Genomic DNA, 17,763 nt, shown 5'->3' with positions numbered 1-17,763 from the left:
AATCAATCCTCAGACCGGCATCTGCATGATGTCTTGATACGCCTGAACCAGCTTGTTACGCACCTGGGTCATGGCCTGAAAGGATACGCTGGCTTTCTGCGAGGCGATCATCACGTCGGTCAGATCGACCCCGCTCTGCCCCATCTCGAAAGCGGTAGCCAGTTTATTGGAAGCCTGCTGGGTCTCATTGACGTTGTTCACCGCCTGGCCGAGCATTTCCGAGAAACTCGGCGCCCCTTGCACTGGCTCGCTCACAGCAGGTTTCTGACGCGCCATGGCCTCAGCCTGCATGGAACGCATTTCCAGCATCAAGCGATTGAATTCGACACCTTGGCTCATGACTTCCTCCACTGCCCGCTTTTTGACGCTAGCGGCGCTATGCAGGGGTATCTGCAACAAGGGTGCCAGAAAATTCAGCGATAGAAATTCGAAACGCAGATATCAAGGAAGCGAGGACATACGATAACAAGAATAGCTACTGTCATCCCCGCGCAAGCGGGGATCCAGGCAGCCATGTTAGGCACCCCTACAGCGCCTTAAACCCAGCAAAGCTAGCTGGCGTAGAGATAAGCCTCGACATCCATACCGGCATCACGCATCTGCGCCAGCTTGTAACGCAGGGTGCGCGGACTGATGCCCAGACGCTCGGCAGCCTCCTTGCGACGCCCACGTTCGGCCCGCAAGGTATCGATGATCACCTGGAATTCACGACGCCGAAGATCCTCGCCCAGCGCCCCGGAATCAGCGGCATTAGGCGACTCGACGACCTGCGGCAGAGGCGAAGTGACACTGGGCACCACGGCCAGACGCGGCGCCGCACTCTGCACCGTCTGACCGATGGGCGCATGCAAGCAGAGATCCTGCGCCTGAATCACCCCGCCCTGCTGCAAGATCAATGCGCGCTGAATGGCGTTATCCAGCTCGCGCACATTGCCCGGCCATTGATGCTGCACCAAGCTCTGCGCGGCGGACGTGGACAGCCTCACTTGAGCCTGATTCATTTTTTTGACGTGCTTGGCCAGCAGCCGTTCGGCCAGCGGCAGAATGTCGGCAGGACGCTCCCGCAGCGGTCTCCAGGCCAACGGGAATACCGACAGGCGATAATACAGATCCTCGCGGAAACGCCCGGCCGCCACCTCACTGGCCAGATCACGGTTGCTGGTCGCCAGCACGCGAATGTCCAGATTGATCGGCTTGCGCGCCCCCACCCGCTCCACTTCACGCTCCTGCAGCACGCGCAGCAACTTGGCCTGCAGCCCCAGCGGCATTTCAGAAATCTCGTCGAGCAGAATGGTGCCGCCACCGGCCAGTTCGAACTTGCCCGGCTGAGCGGTGACAGCCCCGGTGAAGGCCCCTTTCTCATGACCGAACAGCGTGGCCTCGAGCATGTTGTCGGGAATCGCCGCGCAGTTGATGGCAATGAATGGGCCGGATGCGCGCGGCGACTGCTGATGGATATAGCGCGCCAGCACTTCCTTGCCGGTACCGGACTCGCCGGTAATCATCACCGTCGAATCGCTCTGCGCCACACGGGCTGCCAATTCCAGCAATTGCACGCTGGCCGGTTCGAGCGCCACCGGGCCGTCACGATCCCCTGCTGTCAACTTTCCAAGCGCGTGCTTGGCCACCAGTTCGAGCAGCGTACGCGGCTCGAATGGCTTGACCAGGTAATCGGCAGCCCCCTGGCGAATGGCATCCACCGCACGCTCGACCGCGCCGAAAGCCGTCATCAACAACACAGGCAGTTGCGGGTAGCGGCTGCGAATCTGCGCCAGCAACTGATGTCCGTCCATGCCAGGCATGTTGACGTCGCTGACCACCAGCCCAAAAGGCTCCTCGGTCAGCGCGACCAGTGCCGCCTCGGCACAATCGACAGCCCGATAATCATGCCCACCCAGGCACAGGGTGTCGGCCAGGGCTTCGCGCAAGGCGCGATCGTCTTCGACCAGCAGGACTTTGGCAGCCATGGGTTACTCCTGATTCGAATGAGGCGCTGCACCTTGCAGCGGCAGAGAAACGATGGCGCAGGTTCCACGACCCGCGCGCGATTGCAGCAGCAGTTGGCCCTGATGGGCGCGCGCCACTGCCTTGACCACGGCCAGGCCGAGACCAGTCCCGGTGGTCTTGGTGGTAAAGAAAGGCTCGCCCAGTCGCGCCAGGGTTTCCTTGTCCATCCCTGGCCCGTTGTCACTGACGCACAGGCGCAACTGGTTAGCGCGGCGATACAGGTGGATCTTCAGGCGCGCATCGCGCCCAGCGGCCTGAATGGCGTTGTCGATCAGGTTGAGCACAGTGCCGACCAAGGTGTCGCGGTTGCACAGCAACTCGCCGTCGCGCACATCGCACTGCCAACGCACGGCCATATCGCCCACGTGAGCCTCGGCTGCAGCACGCAAGGCGCCAAACAACACCACTGGCGACAAACGATCCGGCAGCGGCAGTTCGCCACGGGCAAAGATCAGCATGTCGCGCACCTGATTTTCCAGCTCGTGCAGGCGCTCCTTCAAACGGCCAGCAAAGCGCTGCTGCTGTTCGGCAGGCAGCACCTGCTCGTTCAGATGACTGGCATAGAGCAGCGCAGCAGAGAGAGGCGTACGAATCTGATGCGCAAGGGAGGCGACCATGCGCCCCAGGGCGGAGAGGCGTTCATGGCGAGACAGTTGATCCTGCAGGCGACGGGTTTCTGTCAGGTCAGTCAAAAGCACGAGCTGCCCCGGCTCTCCGTGCAGGGAACGGGTGGCAATGGATAGACGACGGCCGTCACGCATGGAAATTTCGTGACCATCGTCTTCACGCGGCGCGAAGTTGCGAGCAATCACCTGACGCCAGAGCATGCCAACCAACGGCTGCCCGAGCAGCGCCCGGGCCACGGGGTTGGCTTCACGCACCACGCCCTGACCATCGATGACGATCACCCCACCAGGCAGCAGATCCAGCAGGCTTTGCAGGCGATGAGCCAGTCGCTCCTTCTCCGCCAGTTCCTGCATGCGCTGGGCACTGACCAGCGCCAATTGCCCCTTCAGTTCATTGACTCGCGCCTCGAGCAAACTGTAGGACTCGCTGAGCTGGCTGGACATCTGATTGAACAGAGCAAAAGCCTGCTCCAGCCCGGCACGACTGGCTTGTTCGAGGGGTGCCGAGACACTTGGTTCGGCTGACTCGGAGGGACGAAGGTTGGCTGCCATCTGCTTCTCTCGCATGACGCACCGTCAGAAGACGGTCGGATACAAGAGCCTTAGCAATACCCGTGCCTAATTTTTTATGCTTATTTTTCAATGGCTTGAAAAAACAAAGCCGGAGCTTGCGTCAAAGCTCCGGCTTTCCTTCTGCCATTTACCACGAGGCCGTGGGATCAATCCTCGTCCTGGCCATCCTCTTCACGGCGGCTCATACCGTACTTGCGCATCTTCTCGACCAGTGTGGTACGGCGAATACGCAGGCGCTCGGCAGCACGCGCCACTACTCCACCGGCATCATCCAGCGCCTGCTGGATCAACCCCTGCTCCAGATTGCCGAGGTAGTCCTTCAGATCCAGACCTTCCGGCGGCAGCATGGCAGGCGTATCGAGACCCGGCAGGCCGGCCATGATCGCAGCACGCTCTTCCATCTCATCGCGCAGGCTGGCGGCCAGTTGTTCATCCTCGTCATCGACATGACGGAATTTCTTCGGTAGCTCGCCCACACCGATCACGCCATAGGGATGCATGATCGCCATGCGCTCCACCAGGTTGGCCAGCTCACGCACGTTGCCCGCCCAGTCATGCCGGCACAGCGACATGATCGCCGCCGAGTTGAACCGTATGGAGCCACGCTTTTCGTGCTCCATACGCGAAATCAGCTCGTTCATCAGCAGTGGAATGTCTTCGATGCGTTCACGCAGCGGTGCCATCTCGATCGGGAAGACGTTGAGGCGATAGTACAGATCCTCACGGAAACTGCCGTCCTCGATCATCTTCTCCAGATTCTTGTGCGTGGCGGCGATGATGCGCACATCGGCCGTCTGCGTCTTGTTGCTGCCCACACGCTCGAAGGTGCGCTCCTGCAGCACGCGCAGCAGCTTGACCTGCATCGGCAGCGGCATGTCGCCAATTTCATCGAGGAACAGCGTGCCGCCGTTGGCCAGTTCGAAACGCCCTGCCCGGCTGGTGATGGCGCCGGTGAAAGCACCCTTTTCATGCCCGAACAGCTCGCTCTCCAACAACTCGGCAGGAATCGCACCGCAGTTGACCGGCACAAACGGCGCTTCGCGACGCTTGGAGTGGTAGTGCAGGTTACGCGCCACCACTTCCTTGCCGGTTCCGGACTCACCGAGAATCAGCACGCTGGCCTCGGTATCGGCAACCTGCTGCATCATCTGCCGCACCTGCTGGATGGCGCGGCTGGTACCGACCAGGCTGCGGAACAGGTTGGGCTCGCGCTGCCGACCACGATCACGGGCCTGGTCGTACATCTCGCGATAGACCTGGGCACGGTGCAGGGAATCGAGCAGCTTATTGTAGCTGAGCGGGGTCTCCAGACTGGCCAGCACACGCCTGCGCAGATCTTCCGGCCATTCACTGGCGGTGGACTCGCCCACCGTCAGCAGCGGCAGAAACTCATCCCAGCCAGCAATATGCTTGGTCAGCTCGAGTGCGCCACCCTTGGACTCGACATCCCCCAGCAACACACTCAGTACTTCACGACTCGAACCCAATTCGGCAACCGCGTTGCGCCAATCCTGGCTCGTGCAGGCCAGATGCTCCTCCCCGAGAAAGCTCAGAATAATCGCCAACTCGTGGCGGCGCGCAGCATTGTCATCGATCAACAGGATTTTGGTTTCACGCCACATCTTGTGTTTGTCTGACCCGAGGAGTGAAAGAAATTGCGCGCCAGATCTTCGGCGCACACCGGCAATTGGCCACTAGTAAAGTCAAAAAATTGGATTCAGTCAATTTTATGGCGTAACTTTTTTGCCCGTTAATGACATTAGCTAAGCAGCTGTTTGCATTATCGGGTAGCGAAATCCGATAAAAAGAGAACGTTACTAGAGGCGGGAGAAGGGAGAAACCGAGCCGAACCTGTCGGCTAAGCTCGGAAACTGCGATGAAATCAGCCGAACAGCTGATAGACCTTGGCACCTTGATGTGACTGATTGAGTTGAATCAGCTCACCGGCCAGACGCTGTTGCTCTGCCTGACAAACGGTCACCAGTTCACGGTAAAGCGCCAGCAGATTTTCCATACTGCTGCGTAGCTCTTCTTCGTCACGGCTGTCGACCATAGCAGCATCGACCGCAAGGCGGCACTGCAGATCCAGCTCGCCAATGGCCGCCCAGTCCTGCTTGGCCAGAGCATCACGCATTGCTGAGCCGGTCGCATCCAAACGCTGGACAGATGAACTCATTCGCTTCTCCTCCGATGCTCGCTCATTACTGAGCGATGGCATCCCAACCCTGCTTGACGTTGCGCAGCAAAACCGACACTTCTTCCAGAAGCTCCGGCTCGTTGCTGACATTGGCTTCAGTCAAACGGGCGATCATGTATTCGTAAAGGCTATCGAGGTTACCGGCCAGTTCGCCACCTTGCTGATGATCGAGACTCTCGCGCAGTCCCGCAACGATGGCAATACTCTTGCCGATCAACTCGCCTTTCAACGCAGTCTGTCCACGCTCCATCGCACCACGTGCCTGGGCGATGCGAGACAGCCCGCCCTCCATCAGCATCTGAATCAGACGATGAGGGCTGGCCTCTGCAGCCTGCGCTTGGTTGTTGACGGTCTGATACTGCTTGAGGGCCGCCATTGCGTTCATAGTCGCTCTCGCTCTACCGGTGGGCTGATACTCTGGGTATCGGCTCCGGCGCTTAAAGCTTTAGCGCTTTTGTCGCTCAAAACGGCCTAGAAAGCCGGCTTTGTACGATCAATCAGGCAGCAGGTGCCGGCTCGACCTCAGGGCCGATGGCATCCCAGGCACTTTTGATATCAGCCAACAGCGCCTGAACCTCTTCCAGGGTACGCGGCGTATCATCCAGGGCCACACCCGCCAGACGCCGGGTCATGTAATCGTAGAGCGCGTCCAGATTCTCGGCGATCTCACCGCCCAGCTCTTTGTCCAGAGCGGCCTGCAGCACACCAAGGATGGTGATGGTGCTGCCTACCGCCATGCCGCGAATCTCGGTATCGCCTTCAGCCTGCGCATGCTTGGCCAACATCACGCGCTGCAGTGCACCTTCGAGCAACAGTTGCACCGTACGGTACGGGGATACCTCCTGGCTGGTCTTGACCTGCTTGTAGGCATCGATGGGATTCTTGCTCATGAATTACTTATCCTTTCTGACGAAGCCCGGCAGGTTGGCGAGCATGCCGCTCAAGCTATCACTGGTACGTGAAAGCTGGCCTACCAGGGAATCCATTGCGTTGTACTGAGCATAAAGACGGTCTTGCAGGCTGGTGACGCGCTTGTCGAGCGACTCACGTTGCTTGTCGATGTCCTTCAGCGTGCCACGCAAGGCGCTGTCGCGCTGCTTCAGGACGCCGTCGGTGCCTACATAATCCGAAACGAAACCGGAAAGACGCCCCATCAGGCCGTCCGTACCGGTGAGGTAGCTGCCCACCTGATCGAAATTGCTGTCGAGGGCCTTGGTCAGCGTGGTGTCATCGATCGCCAGCTTGCCGTCCTTGCCTGTGGTGATACCCAAGTCGGCCAAGGCGCGTACGCCCGTATCACCACCACTGGTCATCTTGACGATCTCATTGCGCAGACCCGCTAGAACGCTGCGCACCGTGGAATCGCCAACCAGCGGGCCTGCCACTGGCTTGGAACCCTCCACTTCGACGACCGCAGTGAGCTGGGCCGAAGACGTGATCAAGGCGTTGTAGGCGTCGACGAACTTTTGCAGGTTGCTCTTCACACTGGACTTGTCGACGCCGACGGTCAGGTTGATGGTCTTGCCATCCGTCAGATCAGCGGCGCTCTGTACGGCGACCAAGTCGAGCGTAACACCCTCGAGCGCATCCTCGATCTTGTTACTGTTACGCACCAGTTGCAGGCCATCGATGGTCAGTTTCGCAGACTTGGCTTGGCTGATTACCCCACCCGCACCACTGTCCGAGCTTGGCTTGAGGAAAGCGCCAGCATTATCAGGATCAGCTTCTGGCGTGAACGCTTGAGTAGTCAGGGCATTGCCGCCGGTCGTTTCACCATCTTCGGTAACCGCTACCTTGATGTCATTGCCTTCGCCAGTCTTGGTCGAACTCAGTACTAGGCGGGAACCAGAATCATCGGTAATGATGGTGGCGCTTATACCACTGCTTTTCCCGGCTTCGTTTATCGCGTCACGCATACCGGTAAGCGTGTTGTTGGCCGCTGTGACATCAACACTGATGCTGGTGTTGCCGGCGGAAATTTCCAGCGTACCGCTGTTGAAAGTAGCCGGGGCATCACCCACACGCGAGACGGACTGCAGGGCAACCTTGCTGCTGGCAGCCAGTTGCTGAACCTGAACGCTGTAGGTGCCTGCGGGCGCTGTAGGAGTGGCAGTGGCTTTGAGCACACTGCTGTTGGAGGTGCTGGCAGTGCGCGACTCGAACAAGGCAGGCTTGTTGAGAGCATCGAGGGCCGTCTTGAAGGAGTTCATCGCCCCCGTGAGCGTACCGATCGCCGAAATACGGGTGGTGGTCTTCTGCTCGAGACTGTCGAGTTGGTTGGTCTTTGGCGCTTTCTCGGCATTGACCAACGCCTTGACGATATCGTCAATGTTGAGACCCGAACCGATTCCCGTAATACCTGCCATGATCTTGCACCTCGTCAAAAATCCGACTGCACCCTGTCGATTGAAGGGTATCAGTCAAAACTCATGCCAAGACGTGTCGTTATGCCTCGGCCTTGAACAAAAGGCTGCGCACTTCTGACAGATTCTCTGCCAACTTCAACGCTTCCTCCGACGGAATCTGGCGGATCACATCGCCCGATCCAGCATCCGTCACCTTGACAACCACACGCCCAGAGCCGTCATCGACTGCAAAGTTGATGCTGCGACGAACCGACTGCACGAATTCCTGAATGGTCGCTACCGCATCCTCGACCTGTTCACGGCTGACATCCTGAGCAGGTGTAACTGCTCGGGCCGCGGCCTGTTCGTCAGTATTCGAAACTGTCGCGATAGTCGAGAGACCTTGCTTCTGCCGAGTCTCGGCAGCATTGGAGACGCCACCATCGCGGACAACCGTGGAATTGACCTGGGGCTTAATTGAGCTGACGTCCATAAATTTCTCCTCAGAATGAGGTAACGGGGAGAAGAGCCAGGCCCTTCCCCCCGTAGTCTAGCGCCTTTGACCTTAGCCCAGCAGGCTGAGTACGGCCTGCGGCAGCTGGTTGGCCTGGGCCAGGATAGCGGTACCGGCTTGCTGCAGGATCTGATTCTTGGTCAGTTCCGAAGTTTCGGCAGCAAAGTCGGTGTCACGGATCCGGCTACGAGCAGCGGAAGAGTTCTCAGCGATGTTCTGCAGGTTCGAGATGGTGTTCTCGAAGCGGTTCTGCACGGCACCGAGCTGAGCACGCTGGCTGTCGATGTTAGAGATCGCACCGTTGATGATACCCAGAGCACTCTGCGCCCCCGTCGCCGTACTGATGTCGATGGTGTTCACCGCATCCAGTTCACTGAAGCCATCGTCACCCAGACCGCCAGTCATGCCAGTAACCTGGAAGGCATCGGCTGCCTCGAGTTGTACCTGACCGTCGGCGCGAGCACCGCCACCGGCGGCGATGGTGGCCACAGCACCCACATCGTCTTCGCCATCGAAGCTCTTGGCCTGCAGAGTCGCACCACCCGAACCAGCGTAGTTGGTGATCTGGATAGCATCACCACGCGAGCTGACCAATTCGATGGTGTCGCCTTTGGAAACAGCCGAGATACCGGTTTTGCCAGTTTCACGGTTGATGGCGTCAGCCAGCGAGGACAGGTTGGAGAGATCGGTTACCACAGCGGACACGGTGGCAGCGTCGGCCTCCAAAGACTTGCTGGTAAGACCAGACAGGTTGAAGGAGACGGTACCCGAAGCAGTAATGCCGCCGAGCGTTGCCACGGTACGGGCGTTGGCGGTCACGCCAGTTTCATCACTCTTAGCATTGATGGCACGAGCCACGTCGCTGGCAGAACCGCTGGCTGCACCAGCGATCGCGACATCGCCGTCGGACAGCTTGGAGTTGATGTTGAACGAAGCACTGCTGTAGGCGCTGCCCGAGGTGGCACTGAAAGCGGCACCGGAAGCGATGGCCTGAGCGGCCCCACCGGAAGTGGTGACGCGGTTGATACCGATACGATCAGTAGCAGCGGAGCCGATGGAAACGCTAATGGTTTCGTAGGCGTTGGCACCCACCTGGAAACTCTGCGAACCGAAGCTGCCGTCGAGGATCTTGCGGCCGCCGAAGCTGGTGGTATCAGAGATACGGTTCAGCTCTTGTTGCAACTGAGCGACTTCACCCTGAAGGGCGGAACGCTCGATGGCACCGTTGGAACCGTTGGCCGATTGCAGAGCCAGGTCACGCATACGCTGCAGGATGCCAGTGGACTGCTGCAGGGCACCTTCAGCGGTTTGCGCGAGGGAGATACCGTCGTTGGCGTTACGGGTCGCTACGCCCAGGCCAGTGATCTGGCTGGTCAGGCGGTTGGCGATCTGCAGGCCAGCAGCGTCGTCTTTGGCACTATTGATGCGGTAGCCAGTAGACAGGCGCTGGAGGGAAGTATCCAGGCCTTTGGACGAGGTGTTCAGGTTACGCTGAGTGTTGAGGGACGCAACGTTAGTGTTGACTGTAAGGGCCATGGTATTGCCTCCAGATGACCTTAGAACCGTTTGTCTGAGCTTGCGAGCTCGGGCCTGCATGCTCAGACGCCCAGAGAGTTCGCATTCGATCTCTTTATCGGCGCTTGCCTAAGGAGCTTTAGAGGGAATTTTCAGGTTTTTTTTATTCTTTACAGTCAGTCACTTAACCAGTCACTCACGTTCTATGGACGTCTTTGACTGAAATCCGTCGAGCACTATTGCAGCACTCGACGGTTTTTGCGGCACATTCAGTCCGGCATCCACGCCCTGCGCCAGCGCTCCAGGTTCTCGCCTTCGAGCATCCAGTCACGATAAACGGCTTCACGTAGACGATCACCGGCCTGGGCGGCCGCATCCAGATCACTGATGTGCATGCGGATGGCGTCGACCCAATCGCGGAAGCGGTTTTTCACCCGCGTCACAGGAAGGTCACCGCGATAGCACACCAGATCACTGCAGATCACTGGAAAGCCGCAGGCACCATACTCCAGCAGACGCAGGTTGCTTTTACATTCGTTGAACAGGTTCTGCTCTACCGGTGCAAGCGCCAGATCGAGATCCAGGCTCGCCAGAGCAGCCGGGTAGCTCTCGATATCAACACCGCCGTGAAATTCAGTAATGAAGGGCCGGATCGCATCCGGGCACATGCCCATGAATACCCACTCGACCTCTCCCGCCAACTCGCGGACGACATCGACGATCAGATCCAGATCGCCGGTATGACTAACTCCACCGGCCCAGCCGACCCGAGGTTTTCGGCCTCTCCTACGTCGGCTGGACAGCCCTTTCCACCACTCCACCGGCAAGCGGTTCTCGACCACACGGATATCTTCATGCAGCCCTGCAAAGGCTTCCGCCAGCGGCTGCGTGGAAACGACGAAGCGGTCTACAAAACGCAGCCCCTGCCTCAACGACTTGAGAATGTCTTTCGGCATATGTTCACGGTGGAGGCTTTTCAATGGCAGGTTGGGTAGATAGTCATCCAACTCGTATACCTTGAACGCCCGCGAGAAGGCCTTGATACGTCGCATGGCCTCCTGACGCTCATCGCCGATTTGCCGTTGCAGGATCACTACGTCAGGGTCATAGCGAGCCAGATCAACAACCTGAAGTAGTCCATCAGACATCATTCCATCGACCAGCCCTTCGCGCCTTAGAGCTTCGAAAGGACGAATCACGCGGTAGTTTCCACAACCCCATGGGTCGGCCGGATGGGCCAAGACCGTTGGCAAAGGACGCCAGGTCAATGGTCGCCAGGTCAGATTGCTGTCCGTCTCCAGTTCGAACCCCTTACCGTTCAAAGCAAGGTTACGGTTATAGGCAGGGTCATTCGCCAGCACGGATAACCACTTCTCATACATCGCATCTTGCTCTGCCATGAAGCGCTTGCGCTTCATGGCGTGAGCGGCCGTATCGACATGGGTCTGGCTCACACTCCCTTCATGCATGACGATCGAATAAGGAGTCCATACAATCAGATAACCGGCCTCGCGAACTTTCAGGCACAGGTCTACATCGTTGTAAGAAACCTTAAAGGCCTCCTCATCCATCCCCCCCAACTGATCGTAGATCGATTTGCGAATCATCAGGCAGGCTGCTGTAACCGCACTGTAGCCCTGGTCGACCTGCAAACGCTGCATATACCCCGGAGCATCTATAGGTTCGCCAATGAAAGGGTGGTCTGCCGGACCACGCAGCCCCAGTATCACTCCCGCGTGCTGAATACTGCCATCGGGATAAAGCAACTTGGAGCCGACTATGCCAACCTCTGGACGCTGCGCATGATTGAGCAGCGCGTCCAACCAGTCCTCCTGAATGATCGCAGTATCGTTGTTCAACAACACCAGATATTCGCCCCTGGCCTGAGCAGCCGCCGCATTGTTGATCGCCGAAAAATTGAATGGATGCGGATAACGCAGCACTCTCACCTTATCCGCCCCAAGACCCTCTATTTGCGCCAGCCAGTCACAGGCCTCAGGAGTTTCACTATTGTTATCAACGATCAACACTTCGTAGTGCTGATAGCGGGTTTTCTCCAATAAACTTTCAACGCAGCGCGTGAGTATCGGCAGTTGATCCTTGGTAGGAATGATGATGGAAACCAATGGCTGCGCTTGATGACCATAATTAATTCGGTAACGCCCAGGCAACTTGGCTGATACAGTCCCCTGGTACCCACGCCACGCCAGGTGTCGTTCAATGACCAGACGTTCCTGAGAATTATCCCGCAATATAGGAGCGTCAGTTATCAATAACGGCTCATCGATATGACCGATACCCTGCCCCCCTTCCTTTTCGATCAGCCGTACCAGCAGCTCGAACGCCAGTGCATCGTCAAACTCCGGGTCGAAACCACCAAGCTCTAGAAACGCATCACGTCGGATCAACCAATGGCTGGCCATGCCCGTGGGGAATGCGAGCAGCATGTCCAAATTGAAAGCCGGTCGGAACGCCCCCCCCAAATCGCCATTCGGCAAACGCTGCAATTCATCACCATAAACCGCCCGGCAGTCCGGTGCAGCAACCAGCTCCAAAGCCAGCATCATCAGGCCAGCCGGCGTGAACTCATCTCCTGCGTTGACCAGCATGATCCAATCAAAGCTGCTCTGCTCTACCACCTGATTGAGTCTTGCCACGTACTCATGCGCATTGATCTTTATGAAATGCAACTTACCCTGAGCTGAAGTAGCCGGCACGTCATTTACCGACAACACGACAATATTCACGGTGGCATAAAGGTTCTTTTCCAGCCGTAGGCTTGCAATAGTCGCTGCAAGTTTCTTACTACTGCCAGACAGATCGAGAATCAGAATTCCGATCAAAGGCCCGCCAGCATGCTGTTGCAGGTAATCACCTATCAAACGGTTCTGTACTGATGTTGGTAATCGTTTCGCGAGCCAACGATTCAATTCATATCGGCCAGGACGAACCTGATTCTCGGCAGCGGCCCTCTGGGTTATCTCGATAAAACGATCCAGCGCAAGCCAGAATTCCTCTTGCTTGCGAAGCTGATACTCTCTCAACTTAGGCATGCTGGCACGGGCCTGTGCCAGCTCCTCTATGCTGAGATCTTTAGCAACACCAAAACCGCTATTCTGGAGATGCCCCACTGTACCAGGTGCATGCTTGCTAGCCATGATGACGGTCAAACAGCCACATAAAACAGCCTCACCCGCCAAGGCCGAAGCTTCCCCACAATAGAAATACTCACAGCGCTGAAAAATATCTGCGAGCTCCTCCCAAGTAGCGGGAAAGTTAGGTGTGATCTCGATGGCGCCCTCAGGCAGCAAAGCCTGATCAATATGAGCAGCCCCTTCTCGCCCTTGATAGAAACATACTAGCCCCGGCTCACGCTTACTAGGGTCGTCAGAGAGCTTAAAAACCTCCAAGTCTATTGCTGGCAAATACAGCACATGATCAAGAGGCATACCTGGTTGTAGTAGGGCTTCTTTAAATGCAAACAACAAATCGCTTTCTTCATACTCACCAGTCCCCTTAAGAAATCCCGGCTTATTCAGAAGATAGCGAACTACCGTCTCACCATTCAGGGGATTACCGTCGATAACCTCCGGATAAACCATAACGGGTTTTATCCCCTGAGCCTTGTGATATTCAATCACCTCATCACTCAGCATTGGGGTAATCAGCTTCGACGAGATATTCCTGGCAACTACATATGCTTCTTGCCCTGATCGGTTCAAAGCATCACACAGCATATGTAAAACCCGAACCCCTGCCGAGTTGCGTCGATAATCGTATGAGTAAATATAATAAGGATGGGGCCGTCTGGAAAATAGTTTGCGCATCGCCTTCACTCCCAAGTACCGCTATGACGATAAAAATCAAGCACCAATTGCGCCCGGACCACCCTATAAAGCTCGCTGTGATTTCACTATCAGCATATGAGCATTATAAAAACCAGCCTTAAGGCTCTAGAAGCCCCGCCCCCAATGAGCCATGCTGTCTATAGAGACATCGAGTGTTGTCCACACATCAAGCCCCAGCCCTCGGGCGCGGCTGATATCGGGCACATAGAACGACCGATCAGACGTATTAGCCTGCCCAAGAATGCAAACAGGCTTGTATGGAGCGATTCTGGCAGCGACAAGATGGGCTAGATCGGCAATGCTGATCGCATGATCTGAACCAACGTTGTAAGCCTGACCACTTTCTCCATGCAACAGCAAGGTAAGCAACCAACCAGCCAGATCAGCACCGTGCAGGTAACTACGCATTGCCTGACCACTGGAGTTCAGCACGATGGCATCAGCATAAAGGGCATCTCGCACAAAGTTGCCGATCGCAAAATGCCCATCCAGCGGCAAGCCAGGCCCAGAGAATGCAAAACAGCGCGCCATAATTACGTCGATGCCATAGTCTTTTGCATAAATCGAGCCTAGAACCTCTTGGGCACGTTTAGCTTCCGCATAAGCGTTACCGGCATAAGTGCTATCACACCCCCCCAGAAAGTCCTCAGTCACCGGGAGGCCGGCAGGTATCAAACCGTACTGAGCACCGGAGCCGATCAGCAGGACACGCCGAGCACCGCACTCTACCGCCAGTTTACAAACGCGCCGTGCACCCTCGGTAATGATATCGAACAACTCGAGGGAGTCACGCTGGCCAACTGCCGAGGTATCTGCGGCTGCATGCACTACCAGATCGATGGACAGACTGGAGGGAATAAGGCGCACATCGCTGGCAACCCAGTGCAACCAGCGACAGCCGCGAAACGTTGGCCAGTGCATGAGAAAGCGTTCAGGGTCACGTGAAACGACAGTGACCTCAAACCTAGCCCCTCTCGATTGCAGGGTCTGGAAAAGCGCCAACAACCAACGCCCAAAGAAACCAGTTCCTCCGGTCACCAGAAGATGACGTCCTTCAAGTGCGTCAGTCAGCGATTGAAGTATGGGCAGATTATCCACAGAGAAAATGGCCGATGAATCCGAACAAGTGCCCTGATAGTCCATACCGGATTTCCCCATCTCATAGAGCTGATCATGCGTCACGGGGAACACCTACAGCTTTTGATAATTGATTTCCTCGACCTGATCCTGAGGCACTTCCCGAATGCCTTGATACTCACTGAACGACATGTTTTGCTTGGGCTTTCGCCAATCGCCGTAAATGAAATCCAGATAGCCGGTGGGATTGACTGGGGTTTTGAAGCGACGACCAAAGAACTCAACCGTGTCATGGCCTTCGAAGAATGACGCAGGACAAAAGAACTCAAGCATCTTACCCGACATCACCGATTGGCCATCGCGCACCACCCGGTTCGTCACCGCCAACTCCAGCGGCAGTACACAGCGCTCCCCCGGCGCATTATCGAACGAGATCAAGACGCCAAGCCGGTGAGTTCCTGCTGTCACTACCTGGACGGACCATTCGACACCGTGATACTGCGGCAGCCAACTCTTGTCCTTCTGGACAAGCACAAGCAGCGCATCCAACTGCTCGTCTTTGACGGACATGTCGATATCGTCATCCCAGGCAATAAAGTCCTGCTCGCGAAATGCTCCGAGCAAGGTTCCGTAATCCAGGTAAAGATCCACATCGGCACGACTTGCCAGTTCATTAAGGGCAACGATCAGTTCACGCGCGATCTGTTTGGTCAACGGATGGCTGAAGGGATGGTTCTGGGTCCCCTTGAGCACTGCCTTGTCGGGGGTAATCAGAGGAATGTCGCCCAAGCCCAGAGAGGTCAGTTGCTCGACGATACGCTGGGTTGGGCAGACGGTCGTAACGACGATGGCCTCACAACCAGACTCGGCGATTCGCTCCGGGGCAATGATCGGAAAGCCCATTAGCTGCTGCCCTTGCTTCTTGACGTCATTGTCCGCGAAGGCCAGAACCTCAAGCCCCTTGGCATTTTCAGCGAAGATTTCACCGCTGCGTCCCGCCCCGAAGAGCACCAGTTTCTTACCTTTCAGTTCCTGCATGGGCGCTCTCCACTAGGCTAACGAGGCGTTACGAATCGCGATACAGCGACCTACCAGGGCATCTTCTTCACGGTACTTGGCGAACCCCCGCCCTTCAATCTCATAGACAGTGGCGAAGCCAGCGGCGGTAATCCGGGCCAGAGTTGCCCGATGATCGAGGTAACGCCTGTAGTGACTTTCTCCGAATATCTTGTGTTGATCCGCATCAGCGGTCGTGCGGTACTCGAGAAAAAGTGGCGTACCCTCCGGCAAGGTAGCTTGCAATAACGCCAGAAGGCTGTGCTCGTCTTCTTCGCTGATCGCGTGCAGGAAAAACCTCGCATACACGGCTACACGGCTGTGCTGCTCAGCAAATACCTCTACAGCCTCCCGAGCCTGACGCGCTGCACAACACTCAAAACGGGCATGGCCGGGAAGACCTGCCCCCCTGCAGAGCCCAATCGCCTCGATCGACTCATCAAGACCCAAGACAGATAGGCCATGGGCTGCGAACAACTGGCTGTCGCGTCCGTTTCCGCAACCAAACTCGATGACACCATCGATCTGCCCCATAGGCGAGTCGGGGGTCAACATCTCGCCCAGCGCAAACGCAGCAAACTGCGACGGCAGGCGCGGTGCAGCAGCATGACCTCGCTGGTAAAAGTCGTTCCAGTAGCTCGGGTGCTCTCGATACGACACGGAGGAATCCATGGTTAGTCCTTGGCTAGGCTGTCGTGTACTCATGGCGACAGCATCTCAATAAAAATACAGCGTGGTGTCGTCGATGATGTCCGAGTAGTGTCGAACACCCACCCGATAATCGCCCCGTAGAGCCAATACCGTATCGATCAGCCGCCACAGATCGTCGCTGCGATGATAGGCACACACGCAGAGTTTGGGTCGCTCACGCAGGAGCACCTGACGTGCGCCGCGCAGTGCAGAGCCCTCGGCACCCTCGATATCGAGCTTGATGAGGCTGACGGCACCCACCGCCACCTCGTCCAACGGCAAGCCCGCGACATCCGCCATGGGCTGCACATCGCCGGCAGCCAGTTGCCCGAGCACGTCACAACTGTTGGCGCGTGGTGCCGGAATCCAGCACGGCGTTTCACTCATCGCCGCCTGCAACACTTTGACCGCCTTGCGATCAGCAAACCTGCGCTGGCAAGCCTCGAAAGCGCGCTGCTCTGGCTCAAACAAATAAGCATTCTGCGCTGCCCCCAAGCGTGACTCCAACCGCGCGAGCGTGTCGCCATCGTAGGCACCGGCATCGACATAGAAACGGATGTCCTGTGCTTCGATAAAGTCGGGCTCGATGTACTCGAGTCGGAAATCGGATCGGATTGAGGCAGCCGCGTTGTCCAGCTCAAGACGCATACGAATAAGTCCGTCATACACTTCGCGCGAGCGCTCGTCTTCCAGGCAGAGGAAAGCACTCACAAATGCAGAGGCCTGATTGAATAGCACCGAGTGATAGTTCCGAAAACTGTCCTCGGTGATATAAGGCGCATCGATCGCAGCCAGAAATGCCTGCATGGTCATCACGTTGATCCAGCCCTTGGTCGCAAGATCAACGCGAATCGTCTCGCTGTAACGCCCACTCCCCAAGACCACGAGTGCACCTGGCGCCATGGTTGAACGGTCGAAGCCCTGCACGGGAATACCTTCAATGATCGCGCCGTGCTTGCGCTTGTCGTTATCCAGGAAAGCGCGAACGCGACCACCGCGTGCCTGGAACAGGCGAGCCAACAGTACACCCACCTGATGAGCGCCAAAAATGTAGACCTCGTCGCCAACCTGTCGCTCCAGCACGGAATAGTCACAGGGTATCGCAGCGCCCTGCAATAAGCGCAACATCGCCGGGTAGCGTGCGATCTGACGCAGCACCGTGAGACGCGCGCCGTCACGTAGGAGAAGCCCCTGCTCTGGGTCGATAGTTCCATGAGGATCGAAACGGAAGCAGACCTCGCAGGTTTCGGCGTCAGGCAGCATGATTGGCAACTTATAACTGGAGCCAGCCACCAGTTCATGTCCAGCTAGGTGC

Annotated in this window: 15 protein-coding genes; all 15 read right to left on the bottom strand. The window is 57.2% G+C overall.

Annotated elements, in window-relative coordinates; all coding sequences use genetic code 11:
* Window positions 1-9 precede the first annotated feature (9 nt).
* The 15 genes from fliE to C7A17_RS20460 all read right to left on the bottom strand — a co-directional run bounded on the left by fliE (window position 10) and on the right by C7A17_RS20460 (window position 17,711).
* Window positions 10-339 carry a flagellar hook-basal body complex protein FliE gene (fliE, locus tag C7A17_RS20530; RefSeq protein ID WP_106739866.1) on the bottom strand — a complete coding sequence of 110 codons (330 nt, stop codon included), beginning with the start codon at window positions 337-339 and terminating at the stop codon, window positions 10-12.
* 212 nt (window positions 340-551) lie between these two features.
* A complete protein-coding gene (gene fleR, locus C7A17_RS20525) occupies window positions 552-1,967 on the bottom strand; it encodes a sigma-54-dependent response regulator transcription factor FleR (RefSeq protein WP_106739863.1) in 1,416 nt (471 codons plus the stop codon).
* A gap of 3 nt (window positions 1,968-1,970) precedes the next feature.
* On the bottom strand, window positions 1,971-3,185 hold the full coding sequence (locus tag C7A17_RS20520) for a sensor histidine kinase (protein WP_106739861.1): 1,215 nt from the start codon (window positions 3,183-3,185) through the stop codon (window positions 1,971-1,973).
* Between the two features lie 167 nt (window positions 3,186-3,352).
* Entirely contained in the window at window positions 3,353-4,828 is a 1,476-nt protein-coding gene (locus C7A17_RS20515) for a sigma-54 dependent transcriptional regulator (RefSeq protein WP_106739859.1), read from the bottom strand.
* 260 nt (window positions 4,829-5,088) lie between these two features.
* Window positions 5,089-5,382 carry a flagellar protein FliT gene (gene fliT / locus C7A17_RS20510; RefSeq protein ID WP_106739856.1) on the bottom strand — a complete coding sequence of 98 codons (294 nt, stop codon included), beginning with the start codon at window positions 5,380-5,382 and terminating at the stop codon, window positions 5,089-5,091.
* A 25-nt stretch (window positions 5,383-5,407) separates the two neighbouring features.
* Window positions 5,408-5,788 (bottom strand): flagellar export chaperone FliS, encoded by a 381-nt coding sequence (gene fliS, locus C7A17_RS20505; RefSeq protein WP_017361938.1) that lies wholly within the window; start codon window positions 5,786-5,788, stop codon window positions 5,408-5,410.
* A 112-nt stretch (window positions 5,789-5,900) separates the two neighbouring features.
* Window positions 5,901-6,293 (bottom strand): flagellar export chaperone FliS, encoded by a 393-nt coding sequence (gene fliS / locus C7A17_RS20500; protein WP_106739853.1) that lies wholly within the window; start codon window positions 6,291-6,293, stop codon window positions 5,901-5,903.
* 3 nt (window positions 6,294-6,296) lie between these two features.
* Window positions 6,297-7,769, bottom strand: a complete 1,473-nt coding sequence (fliD, locus tag C7A17_RS20495) for a flagellar filament capping protein FliD (protein WP_106739851.1) — start codon at window positions 7,767-7,769, stop codon at window positions 6,297-6,299.
* Window positions 7,770-7,848: 79 nt separating this feature from the next.
* Window positions 7,849-8,241: a flagellar protein FlaG gene (locus C7A17_RS20490; protein WP_106739849.1), complete on the bottom strand. Its 393-nt coding sequence runs from the start codon at window positions 8,239-8,241 to the stop codon at window positions 7,849-7,851.
* A gap of 72 nt (window positions 8,242-8,313) precedes the next feature.
* Complete coding sequence (locus C7A17_RS20485; RefSeq protein WP_106739847.1) at window positions 8,314-9,798, bottom strand: flagellin; 1,485 nt, start codon at window positions 9,796-9,798, stop codon at window positions 8,314-8,316.
* 248 nt (window positions 9,799-10,046) lie between these two features.
* On the bottom strand, window positions 10,047-13,604 hold the full coding sequence (locus C7A17_RS20480) for a glycosyltransferase (protein ID WP_106739844.1): 3,558 nt from the start codon (window positions 13,602-13,604) through the stop codon (window positions 10,047-10,049).
* A 126-nt stretch (window positions 13,605-13,730) separates the two neighbouring features.
* Entirely contained in the window at window positions 13,731-14,807 is a 1,077-nt protein-coding gene (locus C7A17_RS20475) for an NAD-dependent epimerase/dehydratase family protein (protein WP_234035826.1), read from the bottom strand.
* 9 nt (window positions 14,808-14,816) lie between these two features.
* A complete protein-coding gene (locus tag C7A17_RS20470; RefSeq protein WP_106739842.1) occupies window positions 14,817-15,740 on the bottom strand; it encodes a LicD family protein in 924 nt (307 codons plus the stop codon).
* Window positions 15,741-15,752: 12 nt separating this feature from the next.
* Window positions 15,753-16,430: a class I SAM-dependent methyltransferase gene (locus C7A17_RS20465; protein WP_106739840.1), complete on the bottom strand. Its 678-nt coding sequence runs from the start codon at window positions 16,428-16,430 to the stop codon at window positions 15,753-15,755.
* 45 nt (window positions 16,431-16,475) lie between these two features.
* Complete coding sequence (locus tag C7A17_RS20460; protein ID WP_158704693.1) at window positions 16,476-17,711, bottom strand: FkbM family methyltransferase; 1,236 nt, start codon at window positions 17,709-17,711, stop codon at window positions 16,476-16,478.
* Window positions 17,712-17,763: the final 52 nt, after the last annotated feature.

This window comes from Pseudomonas mendocina (assembly GCF_003008615.1).
GTDB lineage: Bacteria > Pseudomonadota > Gammaproteobacteria > Pseudomonadales > Pseudomonadaceae > Aquipseudomonas > Aquipseudomonas mendocina_C.
The sequence above is the reverse complement of the archived record's forward strand: the minus strand, read 5'-3'. Positions and strand labels throughout refer to the sequence as shown.

Bases quoted from the DNA above. Each gene is read 5' to 3' on its own strand.
- fliE (WP_106739866.1), bottom strand. From the start codon at position 339: ATGAGCCAAGGTGTCGAATTCAATCGCTTGATGCTGGAAATGCGTTCC.
- fleR (WP_106739863.1), bottom strand. From the start codon at position 1,967: ATGGCTGCCAAAGTCCTGCTGGTCGAAGACGATCGCGCCTTGCGCGAA.
- C7A17_RS20520 (WP_106739861.1), bottom strand. From the start codon at position 3,185: ATGGCAGCCAACCTTCGTCCCTCCGAGTCAGCCGAACCAAGTGTCTCG.
- C7A17_RS20515 (WP_106739859.1), bottom strand. From the start codon at position 4,828: ATGTGGCGTGAAACCAAAATCCTGTTGATCGATGACAATGCTGCGCGC.
- fliT (WP_106739856.1), bottom strand. From the start codon at position 5,382: ATGAGTTCATCTGTCCAGCGTTTGGATGCGACCGGCTCAGCAATGCGT.
- fliS (WP_017361938.1), bottom strand. From the start codon at position 5,788: ATGAACGCAATGGCGGCCCTCAAGCAGTATCAGACCGTCAACAACCAA.
- fliS (WP_106739853.1), bottom strand. From the start codon at position 6,293: ATGAGCAAGAATCCCATCGATGCCTACAAGCAGGTCAAGACCAGCCAG.
- fliD (WP_106739851.1), bottom strand. From the start codon at position 7,769: ATGGCAGGTATTACGGGAATCGGTTCGGGTCTCAACATTGACGATATC.
- C7A17_RS20490 (WP_106739849.1), bottom strand. From the start codon at position 8,241: ATGGACGTCAGCTCAATTAAGCCCCAGGTCAATTCCACGGTTGTCCGC.
- C7A17_RS20485 (WP_106739847.1), bottom strand. From the start codon at position 9,798: ATGGCCCTTACAGTCAACACTAACGTTGCGTCCCTCAACACTCAGCGT.
- C7A17_RS20480 (WP_106739844.1), bottom strand. From the start codon at position 13,604: ATGCGCAAACTATTTTCCAGACGGCCCCATCCTTATTATATTTACTCA.
- C7A17_RS20470 (WP_106739842.1), bottom strand. From the start codon at position 15,740: ATGCAGGAACTGAAAGGTAAGAAACTGGTGCTCTTCGGGGCGGGACGC.
- C7A17_RS20465 (WP_106739840.1), bottom strand. From the start codon at position 16,430: ATGGATTCCTCCGTGTCGTATCGAGAGCACCCGAGCTACTGGAACGAC.
- C7A17_RS20460 (WP_158704693.1), bottom strand. From the start codon at position 17,711: ATGCTGCCTGACGCCGAAACCTGCGAGGTCTGCTTCCGTTTCGATCCT.